This window comes from Vibrio sagamiensis NBRC 104589 (assembly GCF_007990935.1).
Taxonomy (GTDB): Bacteria; Pseudomonadota; Gammaproteobacteria; order Enterobacterales; family Vibrionaceae; genus Vibrio; species Vibrio sagamiensis.
In genome coordinates this window covers 75,680-99,403 of the sequence record NZ_BJXJ01000006.1, presented here as the reverse complement: position 1 = coordinate 99,403, position 23,724 = coordinate 75,680, and the positions used below count along the sequence as shown (strand labels likewise).

Sequence of the window (23,724 nt, the reverse complement as noted above, 5' to 3'; positions counted from 1 at the left end):
CTCCCATCATGCCGAGTGTAGCGCTTGCTTAGTTTGAATCACTTGCCACCACCCCGTCAGATTCGGTTGGGTCGCTAGCTCCATAAAATGGATGTCTAAGCCCTCTTTTTGCCAATGACTTAGCAAGGTCATGACACGAATAGAATCCAAGCCAAAATCGGTTAAATGATCATGGGGAGTCAGTTCCTCTACTGATACATCCAATAACGCTGCGAGTTGTTGTTGGAGCTGTGATATCGACCGAGGAGCGACATACTGCTGTTGATCAGAAAGGTCGCTATTCGTTGTCTGCGTCACTTGATGCAAAAATTGGTCTTTATCGAGCACATGACCGCATCGACCAGCGACATAATTGAGCGCCATTTCATGTTCATCTAATGAAAAGTCCGCAACGGCATTAGTTATCATAAACGCTTGAATATCATTCATAAATGCTTCAGATGCCGTTTGAAGGCAACCAATATGTGCATACACACCAACAATAATAAGTTGGTCTCTTTTTTCTTCTTGCATAAACGCTTGTAATGATGTGCGTTGAAAGGCGCTATAACGCCACTTAGTCAAGAGCAAGTCATCTTGCGTCGGCTCAAGTGACTCAACAATGCGTGTAACTTGATGCTCCGCTTTTAAACCCGGGCCCCAAAAATCGGTCAATAAAGCCCGCTCTTTTGGGCATTGATCGCCCGGTTGTGCGGTATAAACAACGGGAATACCTGCTTCAACGCACGCTTGTTTGATGGTTTGAATGTTTGCAATCAGTTTTTGTACCAAATCGCTCTCTGCATCGAAATAATCGAGAAAATATTGCTGCATATCGTGAATAAGCAGCACTGCTCGGTTGGGTTCCACATACCAATTAGTACGATTCTCAGGGCTGGATTTAGGTAACGTGTAATTAAGAATAGTTGGAATAGCCATAATCTTTCCTTGAGTGCTTTAAAAAATAACAGACCATGTATGTCACAATGGGGAGAGTCGCTCTTGGTTAAATAACCTCTAGAAGCTTACTTTTATTCACTTTACCAACAGGCGTTTTTGGTAAGGAATCGACAAAAACAATACGATCGGGGATCTTGAAATCGGCCACGCCTTTCTCTCTCAAAAAGCGTTTAATCTCGATGGGTTTTAATGACGAGTGTCGAGAAACTAAAGCAGCACAACTTCGTTCACCTAAAAAGTCATCCGCGATAGCAAATACAGCAGCATCATGAACTGCGGGATGTTCGATTAAATGATGCTCTATTTCCTCAGACGCCACTTTCTCTCCGCCTCGATTGATCTGAGCCTTATCACGTCCCACCACTTGCAAGTTACCGTCTTGATCTTGTATGACGATATCTCCTGTGCAGTAAAAACCCTCTCCATCAAATACTTCCTGATTATGCTCATACGCTTGATAATAACCACGAATCGTATACGGCCCCCGTGTAAACAGCCTTCCAGCGCTCCCAACCGGGACAGCGTGCCCAAGCTCATCTAACACTAACACTTCATCCGCAGCAGACATTGGCCGCCCTTGTGTCTGAGTGATGATTGATTCAGGATCGTCTAAACGCGTGTAATTCACTAGGCCTTCAGCCATACCAAAGACCTGCTGCAACACACAACCTAGTTCCGGTTGAACTCGCTTGGCGACAGCAGGGCTAAATCTCGCGCCTCCAACCTGCAGCACAGCCAAAGATGAAAGATCACATTGAGTTTGAGCAGCCTCTTCAAGCCATAATGCTGCCAATGGAGGGACCAGTGCTGCCACGTTAATACGATACTTTTCAATTAAATGAAAAGCGGTTGCCGGACTTGGGTCAGGGCACATCACCACGGTTCCACCCGCCATAAAACACCCTAGAGCCCCAGGGGAGCTTAAAGGAAAATTATGCGCCGCTGGTAGGACACATAAGTAGCGCGTTTCGCTACTAAACTGACAAATTTGATTACTCGCACGGACACTGTAAAGATAATCCGCATGGGTACGAGGGATAAGTTTAGGCGTTCCTGTCGTTCCACCCGATAATTGAAAAAATGCAAAGTCAGGGGGTCTTTGGGCATCTAATTCGATATCAGGTAACAACAAACTGTGCAGCGTCGTTGCTTCTGCTGGCGTTTGACCACCTCCTGCCCAAACGACGTTCTCTAGACTGGGTGTGTGTGATGCCACTCTTTGCGTGATCGCCACCATATCTACCCCTGCTTGTTGCTCAGTAATCAGCACTTTGGCTTTAGAAAAATGACAAAAGTACTGAATCTCTGCATAGCGATGTGCCGGCAAGGCTAATACTGGCTGCACACCAATTTTAAGTAAGGCAAAAAAGCTGAAATAAAAGGCGGCTGTATTTGTAAGATGAATAACGGCTTTATCGCCTGCTTGCAACTGAAGCCGTTGCTGAAATCCAGTTGCCAGTTGATCAACCTGCTGCTTGAAGATTTGATAAGTCCATTGCCCATGTTGATCAATAATCGCCACCTTGTGCGGGTGTTTCTTGGCGGTCAGTTCTAGCATTTCAGGTAACGTTTGAGAGGTCCAATACCCTTCTTCACAATATCTAGTAGCGAATGTTTCTGGCCAGGGTGTCCAATCCAATGACATATCCGATGAACTCATGTCACTACCTCACAGGCCGTTTCCAAATCAATTCCTACCGCATTGAAGATAGTCCGCATTTTATTGGCAGTCTCTTCCAACTCACTTTGAGGATCAGAACTCGTTACAATACCGGCACCTGCATAGGCTTTTAGGCTTTGTTTGTCCACTTCAGCACAACGAATCACGACCACCCACTCTCCGTTACCGCGCGCATCGACCCAGCCGACAAGACCGGTAAAATAGCCACGTTCAAAAGGTTCAGCTTCACGAATAAACTCATAGGCTTTATTGGTCGGATAACCGCACACTGCTGGCGTGGGATGCAGTGCACATGCCAGTTGTAATGCACTCACTTCAGAAGACGATGCAACACCTTCAATACGAGTAGATAAATGCAACATGGCGCAAGTTTCGACTACTGATGGGACCATTGGTACATAAAGTTGATCACACCATGGCTGCAAAGCTTTTTCGACCATATCGACCACTACTGCATGTTCATGGAGATCTTTACTGCTTTCCATCATTAACTCTGCTTGTTGCTGGTTGATCGATTCATTGTCACAACGACGACGTGATCCCGCCAAAGGATTTGAGCAAACGTGTGACCCTTTCAGCGATACCAACAATTCTGGGCTCGATCCCATCAGATGTTTTTCGGGAGAAAGTTGTCCGAGTGAGGTTGAAAAAGTGTACCCACTGGGGTTTTGTTTAAGAAGTTCTTTGAGTAAATGAGCGCGATCAATGTCTTGCTGTGTTTCAACTAAAACCGTCCTTGAAAGCACCACTTTCTCCAGAGCATCATTTTTGTCACGGCAGAAACGCTCAGCAGCTTCAACACTGCGCAGATAATCCTCATTGCTTGGAATAGAATGTTGAGAAGTTAAGACACAAGAACCACTGCCATCAGTATTGGCCCTTTTATCTTTTTGCTGCGCCTTATCTTTATCGGTAATGGTATTTGGCCGAATTGGCGCACTAGTCACAAGACGCTCAGGAACAATAAAATGAACAGGTTGTTGCTCGGAAAATGGAATCACACCAACCGCTATAGGATTATCATTGTCCGCTGTTTTCGCTGAGCTAAGCAATTGTTTAATTTTTTCATCTAATTGAGAAAATTTGACGGGTTGGGAAAACTCTGCAGAAATGCCTTGAGCTAATAATGCCACTGTCGGTGAACTAAAAAAGAACAGCGTACCACTCGTATGATCACCAAGGCACTCCGTGAACATATCGCGGCTCCCAATTAAGTTACGAAGCATAGTTGTCTCTCAAACTGTATTTGTAAGTTTAAATTATCCACTCACAAATGAGACTCAATCTCATTTGAAATGCAGAGATTACACATAGAGTTGCACTTACACAAGTATTATTAATAACTATTATCATTTGTATTTGTGATGTGGAAAATTTATAGATTGATGTTATTTACCACCAACTTCACAAATTTATCTTATTCAAAAAGAAAGGGGGAATAAAAATCATTATCATTAAAATAAGTAAGAAACCTACGATCGTAAGTCATTGAGAGGCCAATTTATGCAAGAACATCTGTCTATTTTCGCAGATAAACTCTGTCTTGTGACTGGAGCAGGACAAGGAATCGGATTGTCTTGTACAAAGCGCTTATTAGCACAAGGAGCAAGAGTTATTGCCTGTGATCTTGACCGTTCCACATTGGAAGAACTGTACGTAAGCCTTTCCAAAGTACAGCAGGATCGTACCACTCTCCTACCTTTTGATTTATCTGATTGGCACTCGATTCAATCGGCATGTCAATATTTACTACAAGACAAGCTTTTACCAACACATATCGTAATGTGTGCAGGAACACTCTCTATTTCCTCAGCGTTGGAGTTGAAACCAGAAGCATTAGATAACATTATCAACGTTAACCTCAAAGGTACCCTATTACTTACTCAGCAGTTGGTTAAGATGCTGGTTGATCATAATTTAAAGGGATCGGTGGTCGTTATTGGCTCAAATGCAGCAGATACACCAAGAGTGAATATGTCGGCTTATTGCGCCTCTAAAGCGGGCATCCACATGTGGGTAAAATGTTTGGCACAAGAGGTGGCTCAGTATGGTATTCGATGTAATATTGTTAGCCCGGGAAGCACTCGAACTCCGATGCAGACTCAGCTTTGGAATAAGGAACATGCCGAGCGAGACGTCATCCAAGGTGACTTAAATTGTCGACGTCTTGGTATTCCATTAAATAAAATTGCTGAACCTGAGGAAATTACCGACGCTATCGAGTTCTTACTGAGTGACAAAGCAAGCCATATTACGATGCACGATCTAAGAGTCGACGGTGGCGCTACCTTTTAAGCGGTAAGGCAAGTTTAGGCAGCGCTGCAGGGTATAGTCGTTCAACATGAAGAATCGTTATCAAAATCTGTGGGCTAAGGACGTTTAATCGAGCAATACTCAACTAACGCGCGTCCTTACAAAATCTTCTAACGCAAACTCTTCCTCACTGATTACCCACTCTTCAACCAGGTCTCTCCAGTATTTGATCATCGTTTTTGCATTATCGGCATCATGTTTCTGAGCAACGATCGTATAAGAAAGTCCATTTACAGAATTGGCTAAAAAGGCATACCGCCCATAAAGTGGAGCCCAATGTGAGCGTATCAGGTGAATGTGTTCTATTGTCCCCTGCTCATAGTGTTTCTGGAGCGGAAAGCCCACTAAAGAAGAGAAATGTGCATCGGTTAACCAACCCGGTTGATTGTTTCGCAGTAAATGTTCCTGCAACTGCTCAAAGTCATGGGTATATGGAAGCCGAGACTGCAGCAGTTTATTTAAAGTTTCAATGCTATCCCAAAATGTATCTGATAATTGGATATGACTTTTCCAAGGCAATGTACTCGTTAAAGACTGAATATCGTTATAGCCAAGAGGTGAAAGGAGATTATTACGCTCATTAATATCCATACTCATATTAATTCTTATCGTCTCTTGCAGCGATGCCTGTTGCTGCCATTCAAATTTTGCTATCGCCCAATTTGCCGTCAGAAATAATATCAAGTCTATATCGATTCGTCTTACAGAACATATTTCCTTTAACTTTTCTAAGTTTGATTCTTTACCTAATAAATAACAGAAATCATTATAATATTCGTTATTTTCTGTACTGTCTTTTAAATCTGAACCACTCTGGCTATTATGATAATCCAACTGAGTATTAAGTAATTGATGAGTAAAGCTATTTTGGTTCGATGAACTATTTTGGTGCGTAAGACTATCTTGATAAGTACGTTGATTATTTTGTAAAGTCAATAAATCTGGTAATACTTCTCTTTGCTTTTGAACAACGCTTTCCCCTGAGCACAATAAATGATAATTCTTAATAAGATCATTAACTAAAATCATCCCACCGACGCTGTCACTGATACTCAAATGTAGGAATAGCAACAAGGTACTGGACTCGGGCCTTTGATTATCAACCACTTGAGTGAGCTTCCAGAAATAATCGCCCTCTTCTAGAAAGGGAGCTTGAAGGCTGTCTTTAACGATTTGCTCCCAAGATGAGGCCTGGTACTCTTCAACGATTAAAGATTGAGAAGCGCTTAAAAACTCTACCGTTCCTTGTTTATTAATAATGGTTCTTCTCAATGCAGGATGTATCGACATAACTTCATTTGCCGCCTGCTGAAGAACATTTATATCAAGTTTATTAGATAAGTTAACTGCAATTACATTAATGTTATTACAACCATTATTAAAAAATGAAGATTCAGCCATACTTAGCTTACGAGCAATGGATAAAGTCATAAATATTATTCAACATCAGAAAATAGGGTTAATCGTTAATTTTAAGATCTATGACGCTCGGTTCTTGAATTGGCGCCAATCTATTTTATTAAACCTACCACCATTTATATTTATTTTATATTTCAGTTTTTGGAACTGTGATCATGGTTTGTCAGAATAATTAATAGTTATTTGTAACTATAGTCACAGATATTTAAAGTGAAATATGAAGATATACAGCAACATGCTCAAGCCAAGTCTATATATGGGATATCACTTACTTGCCTTCAAAGGCTCTAGACCAGCACTATTATCTGTACGTCATTGAGGATATCTACAGCCGAAAAATCGTGGGTTATGAGGCGTATGAACGTAAATGTGCTCAGTTCGCATCACAACTTCTGCAACGAACGCTGGTACAACCCTAAGCACAGTAACCTAAATTACGTCACGCCTTCACGCGTAACAGCGTCACAATGGAAAAAATAAAGAGATCTTGAGTGCTGAGGTGAATCATGAAGCAAAGAATATTCACCATATACACGGTCAAAATTTCTTACTTTATATGAAATAAAGCCTATTTTTCCCTCTCATACCCTCACAAAAAACACAAATCACATAAAAAACTGAAACTCAACAGGTTTTTATGTACATAGGTTTATCAAAATACTTCTGGAATATTCATATGACTTAATCATGAGAAAAAGATGCTAAATCATACTTATGACCAATATAAGGTGCAAACATTGCATGAAGAACTAACAAAAGCAATGGGGAAATTTTATATAGAGTAATTAATTACATAACTAAAAACGTCAGAGTTCCACTTCCAGAAAAAGAGCCCTCTTTTATTATATCTGTTGGATGATAGGTAGATGTGATTGAGACATTTGTAGAACTTGATTTTGATATGGTAATATTCTTTTCGGATTTATCATTATCAAATAATAATTCACAACTACCACCTATACCACATTGAGTGAAGTTTGCTGTTTTTCCTGAAACAGGGATATTTCCAGTTAGTTTCAATTTGACCGGTACAGTTTCTTTACAACTAATGTTTATAGAATGAGGACGAGTTTTGTTGCGTTTCGCCTCTGCTGCAGTCATCTCTCCATGTTCTAAATTTATAGTGTTATAAGAAGACAGTTTACATTGCGATGTAACAGTGACCCAAAATGAACCATACCAAGTGAGAGCATCCCTAGCAAGTGTTTCTGCTGCCCATTCATTAAAATACGATGGTCCGTTACCACTTTGTTTTGACTCTTCGTACATCCATCTAAATGGAAATTGTAAATTATATACACCGGGTCTAGCTGCCTCACTTTTGATTTTAACTGTGAATATACTTGTAGAACTTAAGCTCGCCGGAATAATGACACCTACATGATCGCTCTGGTTCCAGCAAACCTTATTTAATTCAAAATAAAAAGTTTTTCGAGATATTCTTGTTGACCAATTTGGAACATCCCGTACTCCATACGAAGTAGTCCAGTTACTATTTATTAAATACTTTAAACCTGAACTTTTATCTGTTTGCCATGAAGATGGGTACTGTATCCAAAAAGTACTTGTTCCATATACATCATCAATACTATTATCTGAGCACCTTGTATCTAAAACATCCATTCTAGAAGTCTTGGGAAAGGTTACTGACATACGAGCCTCTCCTGATTTGTCATTTATAGTAACAGGTGTACTAATCCAATTTCCTTTATATGGGCTTACAAAGAGAAAATTTTGCCAACCAGCATTAATATCGGTTGAAATTGATAATAAAAATAACAATAATTTAATTCGCATAATTAGTACTCCAAGTTATTATATCCAGATATAAACCTTCTCTAAACTCTGGAAGATACACATCCACTCTTCGATTCAATTCTCGACCCTGCTCCGTTTTATTTGATGCAATAGGGTCCATTTCTCCTCGACTTCTCACCACCATTTTTTCTCGACTTACTCCAAATTCCTTTTCTAAGAACGCTACCGCTGAATGTGCTCTTTCTAATCCTAACTCCTGATTATATTTTTCATCACCAATACTATCGGTATGTCCCGTTAATATAATCTTTATATTAGGTTCTTTCTTAATCAAATAAGCTACATGCTTTAATGCATTTATGTCGTTTTTACTTAATTTTACGCTATCAAAATCAAATGATATCGATGCAACAATACTGTTATGTATCAATTTTTTTGATACCACTTTATCTGGAGTTTCACTTATTGCGCTATTTGATAAGAGTAAGCCTAATAATAGCCACCTAACTTTCATAGTAATCCTTTAGTTAATTCATTGATTAATTTGATTAGTATTATAAATAATAAATTCTCATCGTTGCTGATGCCGTAAATGCATTACTAACTAAATCTCGATTATTTCCTAAAGCATAAGGTACTGATGTAAAAGTAAACTTATGATTTGGACCTCTTCCAGATAAACCTCGAGTTAATCGATAACCAAACTTTCCTTGTTCCCCTGTACCAATTTTTAAAGGATAGCTATCATTTACGCTATCCCCTTGATAAAGAGCTATACCTAACTTATCATTATTTGCTCCTGCATTTGCGCGCAGCACATTATCAACCGGAGCTCCAGCTAATTTAACACCAAGCACCTGAATATAAGGGGTACTTTCGTAATAATCACACTGAACAGAAACTGTTTTTTGTTGTGCATAGTTTCTGCCATCTATCTTAAAATTAGCTATTTTACCAAATGGAATATCGATGGTACTATTAGTGTTAATTCGACAAGGCGGTATATTTATCTTCCCAGATATATTAATTTGAATATCAACAGCAAAAATAGACGGAGAAACCAAGGATCCTAATAAAGCCAAACTAAATACAAAATTTTTATTCATTATTTAACCCTTATCTTTAATATCGACTTATTCGTAGAAAATTTCGAAGGTTGCTGATGACGAATAAGAACCAGGTACCACAGTTTTATTCATCATCGCGTTTGGCGTCGATTGAACATAAGCCGAAAAATTCAAGTTCAGTGTTTTATTTGATCCAATGGTTGTTCCTATACCACTATTATGGGGATCACCCAGTGATGGCGTTTCACCCAACTTTAAAGGAGTACCATCAACATCGATAATACCAATCCCAAGGCGACCGGCATTAGTGCCTCTAACAGCCAGAAAATAATCTGACCTTCCCGTCATATTATTTTCTCGTTGCCCATGAAATCTTATTTTCACGGTATTAAATGCAGAGTTATCACACTCAATTAACTTGATAGTAAATTTCTCTCTAGGGCTGTATCCCGGCTCAAAATTAAAATCCTTTGCTGGACGTTCTAAAAACTCGATTTCTTGGTTGGCACTTTCTGGGGCTAATATACACGCAGCTTCGACCACTTCTCCATGCCACGAAACATCAACAGCAAACGTTGGTAGTGAAAGCAACCAACCACCAAACAGAAAAGAACTTATCAATGTTCGTTTAGTTTTTATGTGCATCTCATATACTCCTGCTTATTGATAAGTCAGTTTTAAAGCCATCGTCATATCATCGGGTGATGTTAGATTTTTATTTTGTTGATAACCACTCAAGTAGTACGTTATATGGTTATCACCCCCAACTAACCGTGCTTGTACAGGGCCAACACCTGTTTCCTTTCCTGTTACAGCAAAAAGTTGAGAGTTTGTGATCATTTTCGAATCTATTGTTGCAGCAATTGGAGATAAAAACTCAGCCCCATCACCACAACCAACCAATTTTAATTCAAGAGGATAGCGCCTATCCCCTAGGCCAAAAAATCGGACAGAAGATGACGGCAGAGATATCTCATTAGTCAATAACGTACAAGGAGAAGTTACTAAAGCACCACTTACCTCCAACAAACCAGTTCGACCATTCATATCATTGATTCGTTGATGACGAGTTTCATCTATCACGACGTATTCTGGATGAGCAAGAGTGCTATTTGCAAAACTTGCAGAGCCGTAGGTCAATCCTATGAGAATACTCACTAGAGACATCACAACCATTCTTTTCATCCCAACATCCTTCCCAATTAATGAATTTCTTTACTTTTATCTATCGTACAGCGGGTATTTTCACATTGATATATCATCACTGGACGACCACCATAATCATTGATATAGCTGATCAATGGTGCTGAATAATGCTTTGACTTCACATTTAATTGGGATTTCGGAGCGATCATGAATGGTTCAAATTCACCTTTATCCAAAACAGATTTACTCCCCGCAATTCCCGTTACTGTAATATAGTACGGCGTAGGGTTTTCAACCTGATATCCAGTAGGAGTTTCATTTAGCACTAATTGATCTTGCCAAATAGCATTTGGCTTAGTTTCAATAGAGGCTGGACGATAAAAGAGTTTAATCTTTGTTTGTAATGCTATTTGCAATACGTTAGCCTTTTCCCCCTTAGGTGGAACTTCGCGCAAATTAAAATAAAACAGAGATTCTTTATCCTGTGGTAACGCATCTATACCAAGCGCTGAAGCTATGCGAACCAAACTTTTCTTGCCAGGTTCAACTCGCTGAACAGGAGGAGTCACAATCAATGGGCCTGTTGTTATTTTCTCCATCTCTCTATTTTCAAGCCATGCTTGTGCTAAATATGGTAATAACTTATTGTCATTAGCGATATTTAATGTCATTGACTTATCATCACCATTAAAAATCGCTCTTGTACGGTCAAGAGAAATCGCGGCCATTGATGGCGTTACTAAACCAAGACAAAATACTGCCAACACTGTTTTCGTTATTATATTGCGTTTCAATAAATACATAATATATCTCTAATAAATGAATAATGGTGGTCAGAAAGACTGACAACCTAACGTAAGAATTTTGTTTGAGTTTAGATCTTTCGGGATCGTCACCGAGCATTGTGGTTTATTCGCCCAATTGACATTTATGACATCACCGGGATTTACCCCCCCTAACCAAACTAAGCCTTGCTCTCCAATAAGACCAAGTTCACGCCCTTTATCATTGGTAACCGATGCGCCAAAAGGAGGATAGCGTTTGTTAGGTAAAGTAAACGTTGCAAATAGCTTGTGCCCTTTAAGAACATCAAACTTACGGTAACCAATGGCACCCTCTATTAATACAGACTCAACGACAGATTGAGTTGCTTCAATGTCATCAGGTAATTTATTTAAATCAACAGAAACCGTGTTACGATAATAGCTACTTATATCTGTAACAACACCAATCCCCCAATGGTTGGTTGAAACACGACCACCATCAATAGGCACATTAGCAACGCCATCAGTATCAACCAATAGTCGAGTGCTACCATTGAGTCCACCAGCATGGAATGCACCGCCATTTAGTGTCAATGTTGCACCTCCAGAAGCTGAGAAACCCAATGAGGTATAATTATCATGTTGAGTAGCAATGTTTGCAGACACATCAGCATAAGGCGTACTGTGACTCACATAGGCACTCAACGTTCCTTGGGTTCCTAAGTCGCCACCACTATTCATACCTGAATTAATGTTGTAACTACTGAGTCCACCATTTATAGACTCGCCATATGCAACCGACTGTGAATAGCGACCTGCGCTCATATTTCCACTATAGCTTAATCTCCCCGAATCTAGAGGAACAGACAAGCGAAGGAAAATAGAGTCGTTGTAGGAATCATTACTGTGAATGTCGGCGTCATTTCGGGAATATTGCGCTCGAGATGCCGTTAACCCTAATGATACGTTTTTAACATCAAAAACATCAAAATAGTTATTTACTGAGAACGTATATGAATTTGATGATCGCTGATCCCAATATGTCTGATAGTTATATTGCAAACCTACAGAAGTATTCCATTCTTGAAAGTTTTTATTCATAGAAATGGTATACATTTCTTTCTCTCGACCTGCCGAGTCATCACGATAACGTGCATCTAAATATTGTTGCATAGTCATAAAATCACGCTCAGAAAAGCGATAACCTGCAAAAGTAATATCCGTATCGGCTTGGTCAAATCTCTTGGAGTAACTAACACGAAATGACTTGCCTTCCTTTGAACTTTCATCCGGTAAGTCAGCAAAAGATTGTGTTAAATCCGCAGAAATTGTACCGTACTGACTCAAATCTCGACCGAGTCCAAGAGATAACGCATTGTAATCTCCTGCTATAATGGCACCGCCATATAGAGACCAACGATTACTAACACCCCAAGATGCTTCGCTAGCAAGAAACCAAGGTCCTTCCATCCGATGATTGTCAGCTCGAGATCGACCAGAAACGACTTTATATTTAACTTGTCCTGGACGGGTCAGGTATGGTACATATGCAGTATCGACTTGAAAATGTTTCTTTTCACCGTTTTGTTCAATAATTTCCACATCCAGACGACCGCGAACATAGCTGTCTAAATCTTGAATAGAAAAGGGGCCAGCCGGCACCGTCGTTTCATAAATAATGCGCCCTTGTTGAGAAATCACAACGCTAGCATTCGTATCGGCAACTCCCGTGATTTGAGGGGCATAACCACGAAGGTTTGGCGTTAGCATTCGCTCATCGCTTTCTAAACTGAGTCCGGTATAGCGCCAAGAACTAAATACATCTGAGTTGATGTAATTCTCACCAACCATAAAATTAGATTGCAGCGAAGAGATCGCTCTATAGGCATAGAAGCGACTCCAATCGAAATCGGAGTCAGACGTTGATGATTTGTTAATGCTGCCCTGATAGTCTGCTCGTAAACGCCATGCGTCAGCATTTGCGCCTAGAGTGCCGTTATAACTGACCGATTGTGATGTTACATCATCATTAGGCTTATTAATGGAAGCATTAATATTATAATCAACTAACAATCCAGGAATACCATTTTCCCACTGAGACGGAGGTAGCCAAGAAGCATCTGTATATTCAAACCAAATCTGAGGAATAGAAAGGAATAGCGAACTGGCAGCAATATCAGGGCGAATAACAACGCCTTCAACTTTAGAAAAATCAGCACATTGACCATCAGACCAATACATCACTTTTTCTAAAGACTCTTCTTTTAACCCCATCAGACTAATCATGTCAGGCGTAACGCATGCTTTAGGCAAAACAGAATCTTGAGCTTCCAGAAAAGACACATCAAAGTTTTTAGGGCTAATAGCTCGATCATTTACCACAACCTGCATCTGATAATTACCGGGCATGATATAACCGGCCTGAGAAAAACGCGAAAAATCAATGTTATCTTTGTCTGCGGTGTCAATAACATCTAAATTAAACTCAACAGCATTAGCTGGGGTTGACAATGCCAATAAAACTAATGAACTGAACTGTCTTAATGCGAGTATTTTTTTTTCCATATGACACTACTACTATTACCCTAAGTAAAATCAGAGAGTTAGTGATAAGATTATTATAAATAGTTAACTTTGAATTTTATTGCCGCATAGTAATTACCAGCTTTCAAAGGCTGACTGTTTTTTGCAACGCGTAGTGAATATTGTAAATTCTGCTCATTGCCGTAAAGTGGGACAGGTCGCAATGTTTCATTGACTTGAGCAACCTCCCCTTTAGCATCGATGATTTGTAGATCAATACCTTGAGCCAAACCTACCATAGCAAATTGGTTCGGTGTTTCGCCTTTTAACCCATCAAAAGATAACCGTAATTGACGGTTAGAATAGGTATCACCACGTAGTGACTTGTTGGATAATTCACAATTTCGTAACTTAATATGAAATACTTTTTCAGGCCCAAATGACACATTCTGCAATTCGCGAACAGGAAGAATACCTAAATCAATAACTTGGTAGGCGCTTTCCATAGCAATAGTACAGGTGGGAGAAAGCACTTCTCCTTTAAAATTAGCTCTTCCATGCCACCAGACATCACTCTCCCCCCAAAAATCAGGTACAGATACACCAGGAGGAGGAACCTGAGGAGTTAACTGAGATGCAACAGCAAAACTGGAAGGCAAAATTAAATAAGCAAGAAAGCAAGACTTAAACATACTATCTCCTACAACACTCAATAAAAAGAGCATGAGCAATATCACTTCGCTCATGCTTAGCAATTCAATCAGAAAAACCGATTATTGGTATTCCATAGTGAAGTTAGAAACTGCACTGAAAGAACCTTCTGTGACTGTTGCACCAGTTGCCTTCTTAACCCATGCAGAATAACGAAGAGTGTTCGAGTTCGCGCCGAACTTCTGAGATTTATTTTTAGTACCAAATAAAACAGGACCGTTTGGTCCTGACATTACGATAGCAGTACCAGTATTGCCTGCAGTACCTAGCTCTTTGTCTGCAGTATTATCAACAACAGCACCATTGAAAGTTACAGAAACCATATTATTTGTCTTATTATCAATAACACAGTTAACAAGCTTGATATCAACGTTTTTTTTCATAGAGATGCCATCATTTTCTAGATGAGCTCTGCTTAGTTGACCAAAATCGATTGTTTGGTCTGCAGACTCAGGAGCAATACCACATGGAGCCTCAACAACAGTACCGTGAAATTTAACAACACCTTCACCAGCTGCTGCCATAACAGAAGAAGACATACCAAAATAAGCTACTGCAGCTAGAGCGATAAGAGTTTTTTTCATTTTTTGAACCTTACTTTTTATGATAGTTAATTAACCAAAAAATAATCCATATATTTGAACCGACCCTAATTCATCAAGGTTATATACATATTTGATAAAACAAGCACACGCATAAAAGAGTTATCTACACAACTGAATCAGTTAGTAATAATTGATTACGTTGTGTAGATATCCATTAACCATTAAATTATTTTCATCATTAATCCTTTTATCTTCCCAGTCATGCTTTAAAGGAGGCAAAATTGTTTTGCGATAAAATTAAAAAAAATAGAGAACTAAAGAAAGTAAAAAAAAACCATCACATATATAAACCAACAAGATCAGTTACTTAATGAAAAATAAAACATATAATCACCCGCTAAATAACGAGTTCAAGTGAATTGAGCTTTTATGAACGTTCGAATTCAACTGAAATAAGAGTTTGGATAATACGAAATGGCTGTTTGGAGTGCTCCGAAATACGCAAATGAATATATATTTAGATTTTAAAATATTGCTACTAAATACGGTATGACTGGGCATGTTACAAAAATCTCACGAACTACTAGACTTTATTTTGAGTGGATACGGATGTTGAATAAAGGCCAGTTTGATTTTTGGTAGGTCGAGATAATAGGTTTTTGATTTCACCTGCAGTAATAAATACAGTTCCCGCCCATATTGAATACCATCAACTAATGCATCTCCGCATATATTCCTGAAATTTGTTTTACTGGTATTTGTATTAGCATTAGCATTAGCATTAGCATTAGCATTAGCATTAGCATTAGCAAAAAAATTTTGTCATTAAATCAAGGTTTGTTACAAAAACCTCGCGGCTCGTCAATCTTTAAAGATAATTCATCGTTGAAAAAATCTTCATAGCCATTCTTAATTCAAATGTCAGCTTCATAAACACTTTAAATTTTTTCAACAAATCATTAATACCTTAGTGACCTCAAAATAATTAATTCACACCTGTGGTATAGATTAATTGTTCTGATGATCTTCCATGAACTAAGCCTTTCTCAAGAAGATGATCTCTGCTAACTCGTGGTGAAGTGAAAGAGAAAACGTTTGTGGATATACATTGGTGAATGAGGATATTTAGTACAAGTCTTAAATGAAAAAACCCCGGCAGCTCATTGAGCTATCGGGGTTCTTAGAATAAATGGCACGCCCTGTAGGATTCGAACCTACGACCACATCCTTAGAAGGGACGTGCTCTATCCAGCTGAGCTAAGGGCGCGCTACAGGAAAGAATTATACGAGTTAAAATGCTTAAATCAATGTGTTTTTATAACATTTTGATTCAAATGCTTAAAAAAAAATCAACTTAACGTTTAGAGCTCAAAAAGCCAACAATGCAAACGTTTGCGTGTGGATGTTAATACTATTTTCTGCGACAATATCCGTAAACAATTTGCCTTATCAATCTCAAAAGGAAAGTCATGACAGCTCAAAATATCGATGGAACACTTATTTCTCAAACCGTTCGATCCGAAGTTGCTGCTCGAGTAAAAGCTCGTTTGGAATCTGGCCTTCGTGCTCCTGGCCTTGCTGTTGTTCTCGTTGGAGACGATCCCGCTTCCCAAGTTTATGTGGGCAGTAAGCGTCGTGCTTGTGAAGAAGTAGGCTTTGTCTCTAAATCTTTTGACCTTCCTGCTTCTACTTCAGAAAATGAATTATTAGCTTTGATCGATCAGCTTAATGATGATGAAGAAATCGACGGCATCTTGGTACAATTACCCCTTCCTGCGGGTATTGATGCCACTCAGGTGTTAGAGCGAATACACCCAGAAAAAGATGTTGACGGCTTCCACCCATACAATGTCGGCCGATTGGCTCAACGGATTCCTAAACTGCGTTCTTGTACTCCGAAAGGCATCATCACGCTGCTGGAGCGTTACAACATCGAATTACGCGGCAAGCATGCAGTTGTTGTTGGAGCTTCTAATATCGTGGGCCGCCCAATGACTTTAGAACTCCTGCTCGCTGGTTGCACCACGACAACTTGTCATCGGTTTACCAAAGACTTGGAGTTTCACGTCCGTCAAGCTGATTTGGTTGTCGTGGCAGTAGGCAAACCGAATTTTATTCCCGGAGAGTGGATAAAGAAAGGAGCCGTTGTGGTTGATGTAGGTATTAATCGCTTAGCCTCTGGTAAACTTGCTGGGGATGTTGAGTTCGATAAAGCGAGAGAGAACGCGAGCTTTATTACACCTGTACCAGGTGGCGTTGGCCCGATGACTGTAGCAAGCTTAATTGAAAATACTATGCTGGCTTGCGAACAATTTCATACTGATAAGTGATGACCTATGTGATTTAGGGCATGAGGTGTAAACACCCTATAACACATTTCATATTGTCGGGACTATGATTACAACCAAGTAACTTCAAGATGCTATGTTCAGCTTGAAGTTACTTGGGCAAGAGTTCTGAGTTTTATGAGGTGACGGATTTAAAAACTAATACGGTCTGCTAAATGGCTGACTGCTAAAGCAAAATAGTAAGAACGATTCCACTTCATTAGCACATTGTAGTTATTGTAGACAAGATAAGTTCGGCCACTTTCATCGTCTGGCATAATCAACCAAGCTTTAACATCTTTATCAAGTTTTGGTAGTGGCGTACCATCGTATTTGGTAATACCAAGCTTACTCCACTCTTGCAAATACTTGCCTTTGTCGGCTTCCCTACCCTCAAGTTTATGATCAATACCATGTGGCACTTTCACTTGACGGCCCCAAGTATAATTATCGTCCCAACCAAACTGACTCAGATAATTCGCTGTCGAAGCAAAAACATCGGCTTTAGAATTCCAAATGTCTTTCTTACCATCATCGTTACCATCAGCGGCAAAACTCAAAAAAGAGCTAGGCATAAATTGGCACTGGCCCATCGCACCAGCCCAAGATCCTTTAAAGTCTTTTAATGCAATATGGCCTTGATCCAAAATTTGCAAAGCCGCCAGCGTTTCTTTGCGAAAGAAGGCTTCACGACGCCCTTCGAAAGCCATCGTTGAGAGTGCGTCAATCACATTGAAGTTACCGGTAAACTTGCCAAAATTACTTTCAACGCCCCACAATGCGACAATAAAACGTGGCTGAACACCATACTTGTCACCAATGCGCTTCAAGTCGGTATAATGCTGTTTATATAACTGCTTTGCTTGCTTAACTTTCCACTCAGGCACCGCTCGCGGAATGTATTCGTCTAAAGTCAGCTTTTTTTCTGGCTGATTTCGGTCGGCTTTTACCGCTCTAGGCTTATAATTGACGTCAGCAAATGCGGAAGTAATTACTTGTTCAGAAATGCCTTTATCTCGAGCTTCTGCACGCAGTTTGTTTAGGTATTCGTCAAATCCCTCGGAACTTGCCAAAGCACTACTACAAATGCTGATACTGAGTAAAGTTGCAAATCGTTTTTTCACATCACTCTCCTTGATGGGCGAAATAAGTTCTCAGAGCAAAAGAGCTGTCTTTACTCACCTTTTTGCTGAGATTTTTGTTCTTTATATTTTTCTAATAAGTTTTCAGGGGGTGGCGGAACTTGCAGAAAGAAGCCATCATTAATCAGTGATGTCTTTACTTTCTCAACATCCACCTGTGCGAGTGTTCGGCCATTTAGCTTGATCGTCATTACTGGTAGAGGTTTACCAAACATCTGCATAAGTACATCAGGGACTTGAGAAAAGTCATCTTTCTTTGGAATGTAGAGGTATGTGCCCTCTTTTCTGGTACTCTTATAGATAGAACAAAGCATGATGACCCTTTTTATGCTGAATTACCCGTCTTAACACGGATAGGATTAAAAGTATTAAAACTCAGACAAGAAATAAGGCGCTAAATTAAAATTAATTTTATCATTTAACGTCTTGAAACCTTGCTGCATCAAAGGATGGAATATAACATGACACCTATAGTTTATGGCAATCCTCTTTCAATAAAGGAAAGATGCACACGATGACCCATTCACCAGATCTTAAAGGTAGCAGTTTTACTCTGTCAGTTTTACACCTTTCTGACAACGAGATCGTTAAAACGGTCAATTTTTTAAAAGAAAAAGTTGCGCAAGCCCCTTCTTTTTTTGCTTCAGCACCACTTGCCATCAATATATCCAAGGTAGAAGGCGATATTGACTTTTCGACCTTAAAGCAAGGCATTGCTGATGCAGGCTTTATTCCTGTTGGCGTAACTGGTTGTAAAGACAAGCGAACCCAAAACCTCGCCTCTGAGGCTGGATTCGCAATTATGTCGGCCAGCAAATCACCCGCACCAGCACCCGCCAAAATGAATCCTACCAAAGTCGTCCATACACCGGTCCGCTCTGGACAACAGGTTTATGCGAAAGATTGTGACTTGGTTTTACTGGCTCATGTGAGTGCAGGAGCTGAAGTGATCGCTGATGGTTCAATTCATATCTATGGCACATTGCGTGGACGAGCGATTGCCGGAGCAAGTGGCCAACAAGAAGCAAGAATATTTTGTCACGATTTACAAGCTGAGCTGGTTTCCATCGCTGGAGATTACTGGCTGAGTGATCAAATTCAGAGTGAGTATTGGCAAAAGACGGTAATGATCAGTAAAGCTGAAGAATCATTACATCTTCAAACGCTCACGATATAGTTTAAAAAGGAAATAAAATGGCACGCATAATTGTAGTTACCTCTGGGAAAGGCGGCGTAGGTAAAACCACATCAAGCGCAGCAATCGCCTCAGGTTTAGCACTAAAAGGCAAAAAAACCGTCGTGATCGACTTTGATATCGGCTTGCGTAACCTCGACCTTATTATGGGGTGTGAGCGCCGCGTCGTATATGATTTCGTCAACGTCATCAACGGTGAAGCAACACTTAACCAAGCAATGATCAAAGACAAGAGGACAGAAAACCTGTTTATTCTTCCTGCCTCTCAAACTCGTGATAAAGATGCACTAACCAAAGATGGTGTTCAGCGTGTCTTTTCTGAACTTGACGATATGGGCTTTGATTTTATCATCTGTGATTCACCAGCAGGTATTGAGCAAGGTGCATTAATGGCCCTGTATTATGCAGACGAAGCCATTGTCACTACCAACCCTGAAGTATCTTCTGTCCGTGACTCTGACCGTATCCTTGGCATTTTAGATTCTAAATCCCTTCGTGCTGAACAAGGCCTAGAGCCGGTTAAGCAACACTTATTACTGACTCGTTACAACCCTACCCGTGTCACTCAAGGTGAAATGCTTAGCGTCCAAGATGTCGAAGAAATTCTGCATATTTCACTGCTTGGCGTGATCCCTGAAAGCCAAGCCGTTCTGAATGCTTCAAATAAAGGGGTCCCGGTGATCTTTGATGAGAATACTGATGCAGGTATGGCTTACTCAGATACGGTTGAACGCCTACTGGGTAATGAAGTTGAGTTTCGTTTTTTAACCGAAGCGAAGAAAGGTCTCTTTAAACGACTGTTCGGAGGCTAGATAGAAATGTCACTATTAGAATTTTTCCGTCCACAAAAGAAAACGTCGGCTAATTTAGCCAAAGAGCGTTTGCAAATTATTGTGGCAGAACGTCGCAGCCAAGATGATCCAGCACCGTCATATCTGCCTCAATTAAAAGAGGACATATTAACGGTTATTCGTAAATACGTCGCCATCGACGCTAATATGGTGGATTTAACGTTTGAGCAAAAAGACGATGATATTGCCGTCCTTGAGCTCAACGTCAAACTGCCAGAAGATGATAATTAAGTACTAGGCTTGGCCGAGACTTGCTTATCTTGCTATCGCTTGGGGTAAGATATGGAGTGTAGAGGTTGGTATGCAACACCAACCTTTATACTCATGTCGCTCCATGATGTATGACTATATCCAAGCGACCCTAGGATGCTTAATTCAAAGCGATATCACTGGGATTACTTTAGTACCTTGAGCATTTTTTCACCGACCAGAGAACAACGCCAGCCTTGCATCAAATCCGGCAGCAGTAATGGATCACAATTTTTTTTCCAGACCCAACTGATCAATTGGTTAATTTGCTTTTTAGAAGCTAAAAACTCTGTTGCTAATCCCGTCTGTTGCGATACCACTTTGACCACGTCTTTGAGGTTTTTAAAGATCTGTTTATAACCCGGATAGTCCATCAAGCGTGTGATAGGCTCTGGATATTCATCGACCGGCGTTTGCTTAGCCTTTTTGACCATCGCGGCTATCTTTGCTCCATGGCGTTGTACAGAACGAATATCCATACCTTCTGCTTCCATTTTATGGAAATTCGTTAAGCCCAGTTTGGCCACCATCAGTAGATCGGCTTCTTTAAAAATAAAATTCAATGCCAAGTCACGTTTAACCGCTTCTCGGTAGCGCCAAGTGGCCAAAGGTTTGAGGTTTGCTAACTGAGCGGGCTTAAGTTGCCAAGCTCCTTTGATATTACGATAGAGATTATCTTCATCGATATCTTGAATGCGCTTAGAGACCAAAAGTTCACTCTCTTGCTGCGAGGCTTCCCACCAGCCTGCTTGTATGACCTTTTCTAACAATATCTCATAGAGTGGCATTAAGTAATGTACATCTGCTGCTGCATAATCCAATTGCTTTTGAGACAGTGGACGTGCCATCCAATCTGTTCGCGATTCACTTTTATCCAGTTCCACATTAAGGTATTGTTCAACTAAAGAGGCAAAACCAGTTGACAGCCCATGCCCTAAAAAGGCTGCCATAAGTTGTGTGTCCACCATAGGAAAAGGAGTACAACCAAAAGCGTTTTGAAATACTTCGAGGTCTTCCCCACATGCATGCAGAACCTTTAACACAGAACTGTCTTTGAGTAATTCAATAAAGGCGGTCATATCCGTTAATTCGGTTGGATCAATTAACGAAAGATGCTCTCCATCAAAAAGTTGGATCAGCCCTAACTGCGGATAGTAAGTTCGAACACGGACAAACTCAGTATCTAGCATGACGACATCGGCGTTTCTGGCCAGAGCACAAACTTCAACCAACTCTGTATTTTTTGTAATTATTTGATAATTCACAGGTTTCTCGCTATGAAAATGCCAGCATTACGCTGGCATACTAACCTAGAGGTTAGGGTCTATTGACCTAGAAATAAGAATAATATTGGCCTATTAACAAGGCTATATTGAACTTGAGGACAAAACTTAAGCACGTTTTTTCTCAAGTTCCGCATCGTTTTCATCACGCAGCACTCGACGCAAGATTTTACCCACATTTGTCTTGGGCAAGTCTTCACGAAACTCAACAAGTTTAGGCACTTTATACCCGGTGAGATGCTGGCGACAATGTGTAATCACTTCTTCTTTGGTCAGACTAGGATCTCGCTTAACCACATAAATTTTAACCAACTCACCTGAGACCTCATGTGGTTGCCCGATCGCAGCAACTTCTAGCACTTTGCCATGAGATGCAACCACATCTTCAATTTCATTCGGATAAACATTGAAACCAGAAACCAAAATCATGTCTTTTTTGCGGTCGACAATATGCAAGAACCCTTCATCATCAAACTTAACAATGTCGCCAGTTGACAGCCAACCGTCTTTATTGATGACTTCTTTCGTTGCCTCAGGACGTTGCCAATAACCTTGCATAACCTGAGGGCCACGAACTTGCAGTTCACCCGTTTCAGTGTTAGCCAAAACATTACCTTCATCATCGACAATCCGAACATCAGTTGAAGGGACAGGCAAACCAATAGAACCGTTATAAGCGACTAAATCATGTGGATATGCCGCCACAAGCGGTGAACATTCCGTTAAGCCATAGCCTTCCAGTAAGTAACATCCCGTGCTTTTTTGCCATTTCTCAGCAACCGCACGCTGAACTGCCATACCGCCCCCAACCGCAAGGCGTAAATGACTAAAATCAAGCTCATGAAAATCTTCATTGTTAACTAACGCATTAAACAGAGTATTAACGCCTGTAATCGCGGTGAAAGCATGCTTTTGTAACTCTTTAATGAAGCCAGGAATGTCACGCGGGTTAGTAATAAGCAAGTTATTACCGCCCATTTCAAGAAATAACAGGCAGTTTACCGTTAGAGCAAATACGTGATACAGAGGTAAAGCGGTGACCACCAGCTCGCGGCCAGGTGAAAGCACGGGGCCATATGCTCCTTTCGCCTGCATTACGTTGGCAATCATATTTCTATGAGTAAGCACGGCCCCTTTCGCGACACCTGTTGTGCCACCTGTGTACTGTAAGAATGCAATATCATCACCAGATACATAGGGCTTGACGTATTGCAAACGTCGTCCTTTGTAAAGGGCTTTACGCATAGAAATCGCACCTGGCAAATCGTACTTCGGTACCATGCCTTTGACATACTTAACCACGAAATCAACAATCGTTCCTTTCGCTCTGGGCAACATCTGGCCCAAACTGGTTAAAACAACATGTTTCACTGGGGTTTTATCGACAATTTGCTCTAACGTATTAGCAAAATTGGACACGATAACAATCGCGGTCACCCCTGCATCATTTAATTGATGCTCTAACTCACGGGGAGTATAAAGAGGGTTAACATTAACCGCAATACAACCTGCTCTTAATACCCCAAACAAAGCAACGGGATATTGCAGCAAGTTAGGCATCATAAGCGCAACACGATCGCCCTTTTTTAAGCGTAATTCGTTTTGTAAATAAGCAGCGAATGCACGGCTACGCTCTTCCAGTTTTCGGAAGGTCATGACCGAGCCCATGTTCATAAATGCTGGCTGATCTGCATACTTTTGTACAGACTGCTCAAACATTTCAACCAAAGATTCATATTGCTCAGGATCGATAGTTTCAGGTACGTCATTTGGATAGCGTGAAAGCCATGGTTTATCCACGATATTACTCC

22 protein-coding genes and 1 tRNA gene are annotated in these 23,724 nt (G+C 40.4%); 5 read left to right on the top strand and 18 right to left on the bottom strand.

Annotation, left to right across the window (positions count from 1 at the left end):
• Positions 1 to 6: 6 nt before the first annotated feature.
• The 3 genes from VSA01S_RS04500 to VSA01S_RS04490 all read right to left on the bottom strand — a co-directional run bounded on the left by VSA01S_RS04500 (position 7) and on the right by VSA01S_RS04490 (position 3,816).
• Positions 7 to 918, bottom strand: a complete 912-nt coding sequence (locus VSA01S_RS04500) for an isochorismatase (RefSeq protein WP_039979231.1) — start codon at positions 916 to 918, stop codon at positions 7 to 9.
• A 67-nt stretch (positions 919 to 985) separates the two neighbouring features.
• Positions 986 to 2,584, bottom strand: coding sequence for a (2,3-dihydroxybenzoyl)adenylate synthase (locus VSA01S_RS04495; RefSeq protein WP_280524886.1), 1,599 nt, complete (start codon positions 2,582 to 2,584; stop codon positions 986 to 988).
• An 11-nt stretch (positions 2,585 to 2,595) separates the two neighbouring features.
• Positions 2,596 to 3,816 (bottom strand): isochorismate synthase, encoded by a 1,221-nt coding sequence (locus VSA01S_RS04490; RefSeq protein WP_050567264.1) that lies wholly within the window; start codon positions 3,814 to 3,816, stop codon positions 2,596 to 2,598.
• Between the two features lie 307 nt (positions 3,817 to 4,123).
• Between VSA01S_RS04490 and VSA01S_RS04485 the strand changes: the two genes are divergently transcribed.
• Positions 4,124 to 4,915, top strand: coding sequence for an SDR family NAD(P)-dependent oxidoreductase (locus VSA01S_RS04485; RefSeq protein WP_039979234.1), 792 nt, complete (start codon positions 4,124 to 4,126; stop codon positions 4,913 to 4,915).
• Positions 4,916 to 5,014: 99 nt separating this feature from the next.
• Here the strand turns inward: VSA01S_RS04485 and VSA01S_RS04480 are convergent, their stop codons facing one another.
• The 11 genes from VSA01S_RS04480 to VSA01S_RS04430 form a co-directional block, all read right to left on the bottom strand.
• The gene (locus VSA01S_RS04480) at positions 5,015 to 6,364 is read right to left on the bottom strand and encodes a condensation domain-containing protein (protein WP_039979235.1); all 1,350 of its coding nucleotides are present in this window, start codon (positions 6,362 to 6,364) and stop codon (positions 5,015 to 5,017) included.
• 777 nt (positions 6,365 to 7,141) lie between these two features.
• Complete coding sequence (locus tag VSA01S_RS04475; protein ID WP_039979236.1) at positions 7,142 to 8,149, bottom strand: MrpH family fimbial adhesin; 1,008 nt, start codon at positions 8,147 to 8,149, stop codon at positions 7,142 to 7,144.
• Complete coding sequence (locus VSA01S_RS04470) at positions 8,139 to 8,624, bottom strand: OmpA family protein (RefSeq protein ID WP_050567258.1); 486 nt, start codon at positions 8,622 to 8,624, stop codon at positions 8,139 to 8,141. Before VSA01S_RS04470 ends, VSA01S_RS04475 begins: the two co-directional genes overlap by 11 nt.
• A 40-nt stretch (positions 8,625 to 8,664) precedes the next feature.
• On the bottom strand, positions 8,665 to 9,216 hold the full coding sequence (locus VSA01S_RS04465) for a fimbrial protein (protein WP_039979237.1): 552 nt from the start codon (positions 9,214 to 9,216) through the stop codon (positions 8,665 to 8,667).
• A gap of 27 nt (positions 9,217 to 9,243) precedes the next feature.
• Complete coding sequence (locus VSA01S_RS04460) at positions 9,244 to 9,822, bottom strand: fimbrial protein (protein WP_050567259.1); 579 nt, start codon at positions 9,820 to 9,822, stop codon at positions 9,244 to 9,246.
• A gap of 15 nt (positions 9,823 to 9,837) precedes the next feature.
• A complete protein-coding gene (locus VSA01S_RS04455) occupies positions 9,838 to 10,362 on the bottom strand; it encodes a pilus-assembly fibrillin subunit (protein ID WP_050567260.1) in 525 nt (174 codons plus the stop codon).
• 17 nt (positions 10,363 to 10,379) lie between these two features.
• A complete protein-coding gene (locus tag VSA01S_RS04450) occupies positions 10,380 to 11,126 on the bottom strand; it encodes a fimbrial biogenesis chaperone (RefSeq protein ID WP_039979238.1) in 747 nt (248 codons plus the stop codon).
• A 30-nt stretch (positions 11,127 to 11,156) separates the two neighbouring features.
• Positions 11,157 to 13,652 carry a fimbria/pilus outer membrane usher protein gene (locus VSA01S_RS04445; protein WP_039979239.1) on the bottom strand — a complete coding sequence of 832 codons (2,496 nt, stop codon included), beginning with the start codon at positions 13,650 to 13,652 and terminating at the stop codon, positions 11,157 to 11,159.
• Positions 13,653 to 13,705: 53 nt separating this feature from the next.
• The gene (locus VSA01S_RS04440) at positions 13,706 to 14,302 is read right to left on the bottom strand and encodes a fimbrial protein (RefSeq protein WP_039979240.1); all 597 of its coding nucleotides are present in this window, start codon (positions 14,300 to 14,302) and stop codon (positions 13,706 to 13,708) included.
• A gap of 81 nt (positions 14,303 to 14,383) precedes the next feature.
• The gene (locus tag VSA01S_RS04435; RefSeq protein WP_039979241.1) at positions 14,384 to 14,905 is read right to left on the bottom strand and encodes a fimbrial protein; all 522 of its coding nucleotides are present in this window, start codon (positions 14,903 to 14,905) and stop codon (positions 14,384 to 14,386) included.
• A 1,151-nt stretch (positions 14,906 to 16,056) separates the two neighbouring features.
• Positions 16,057 to 16,133: transfer RNA gene (locus VSA01S_RS04430), tRNA-Arg, on the bottom strand.
• Between the two features lie 202 nt (positions 16,134 to 16,335).
• Here VSA01S_RS04430 and folD point away from each other — a divergent pair.
• Complete coding sequence (folD, locus tag VSA01S_RS04425; RefSeq protein WP_039979242.1) at positions 16,336 to 17,196, top strand: bifunctional methylenetetrahydrofolate dehydrogenase/methenyltetrahydrofolate cyclohydrolase FolD; 861 nt, start codon at positions 16,336 to 16,338, stop codon at positions 17,194 to 17,196.
• Positions 17,197 to 17,345: 149 nt separating this feature from the next.
• Here the strand turns inward: folD and VSA01S_RS04420 are convergent, their stop codons facing one another.
• Together VSA01S_RS04420 and VSA01S_RS04415 are read right to left on the bottom strand one after the other, a co-directional pair.
• Positions 17,346 to 18,266 carry a lytic murein transglycosylase gene (locus VSA01S_RS04420; protein WP_371860759.1) on the bottom strand — a complete coding sequence of 307 codons (921 nt, stop codon included), beginning with the start codon at positions 18,264 to 18,266 and terminating at the stop codon, positions 17,346 to 17,348.
• 101 nt (positions 18,267 to 18,367) lie between these two features.
• Positions 18,368 to 18,649, bottom strand: a complete 282-nt coding sequence (locus VSA01S_RS04415; RefSeq protein WP_039979244.1) for a YcgL domain-containing protein — start codon at positions 18,647 to 18,649, stop codon at positions 18,368 to 18,370.
• 200 nt (positions 18,650 to 18,849) lie between these two features.
• Between VSA01S_RS04415 and minC the strand changes: the two genes are divergently transcribed.
• Genes minC through minE form a run of 3 tightly spaced genes read left to right on the top strand, consistent with a single transcriptional unit; the run spans position 18,850 to position 20,612 of the window.
• Positions 18,850 to 19,512, top strand: coding sequence for a septum site-determining protein MinC (gene minC / locus VSA01S_RS04410; RefSeq protein ID WP_039979245.1), 663 nt, complete (start codon positions 18,850 to 18,852; stop codon positions 19,510 to 19,512).
• Between the two features lie 17 nt (positions 19,513 to 19,529).
• A complete protein-coding gene (gene minD / locus VSA01S_RS04405; RefSeq protein WP_021709667.1) occupies positions 19,530 to 20,342 on the top strand; it encodes a septum site-determining protein MinD in 813 nt (270 codons plus the stop codon).
• Between the two features lie 6 nt (positions 20,343 to 20,348).
• A complete protein-coding gene (gene minE, locus VSA01S_RS04400) occupies positions 20,349 to 20,612 on the top strand; it encodes a cell division topological specificity factor MinE (RefSeq protein ID WP_021709666.1) in 264 nt (87 codons plus the stop codon).
• Positions 20,613 to 20,776: 164 nt separating this feature from the next.
• Here the strand turns inward: minE and rnd are convergent, their stop codons facing one another.
• Both rnd and fadD read right to left on the bottom strand, forming a co-directional pair.
• Positions 20,777 to 21,895, bottom strand: a complete 1,119-nt coding sequence (gene rnd, locus VSA01S_RS04395) for a ribonuclease D (protein WP_039979246.1) — start codon at positions 21,893 to 21,895, stop codon at positions 20,777 to 20,779.
• Positions 21,896 to 22,021: 126 nt separating this feature from the next.
• Positions 22,022 to 23,713: a long-chain-fatty-acid--CoA ligase FadD gene (gene fadD, locus VSA01S_RS04390; protein ID WP_021709664.1), complete on the bottom strand. Its 1,692-nt coding sequence runs from the start codon at positions 23,711 to 23,713 to the stop codon at positions 22,022 to 22,024.
• Between the last annotated feature and the right edge of the window lie 11 nt (positions 23,714 to 23,724).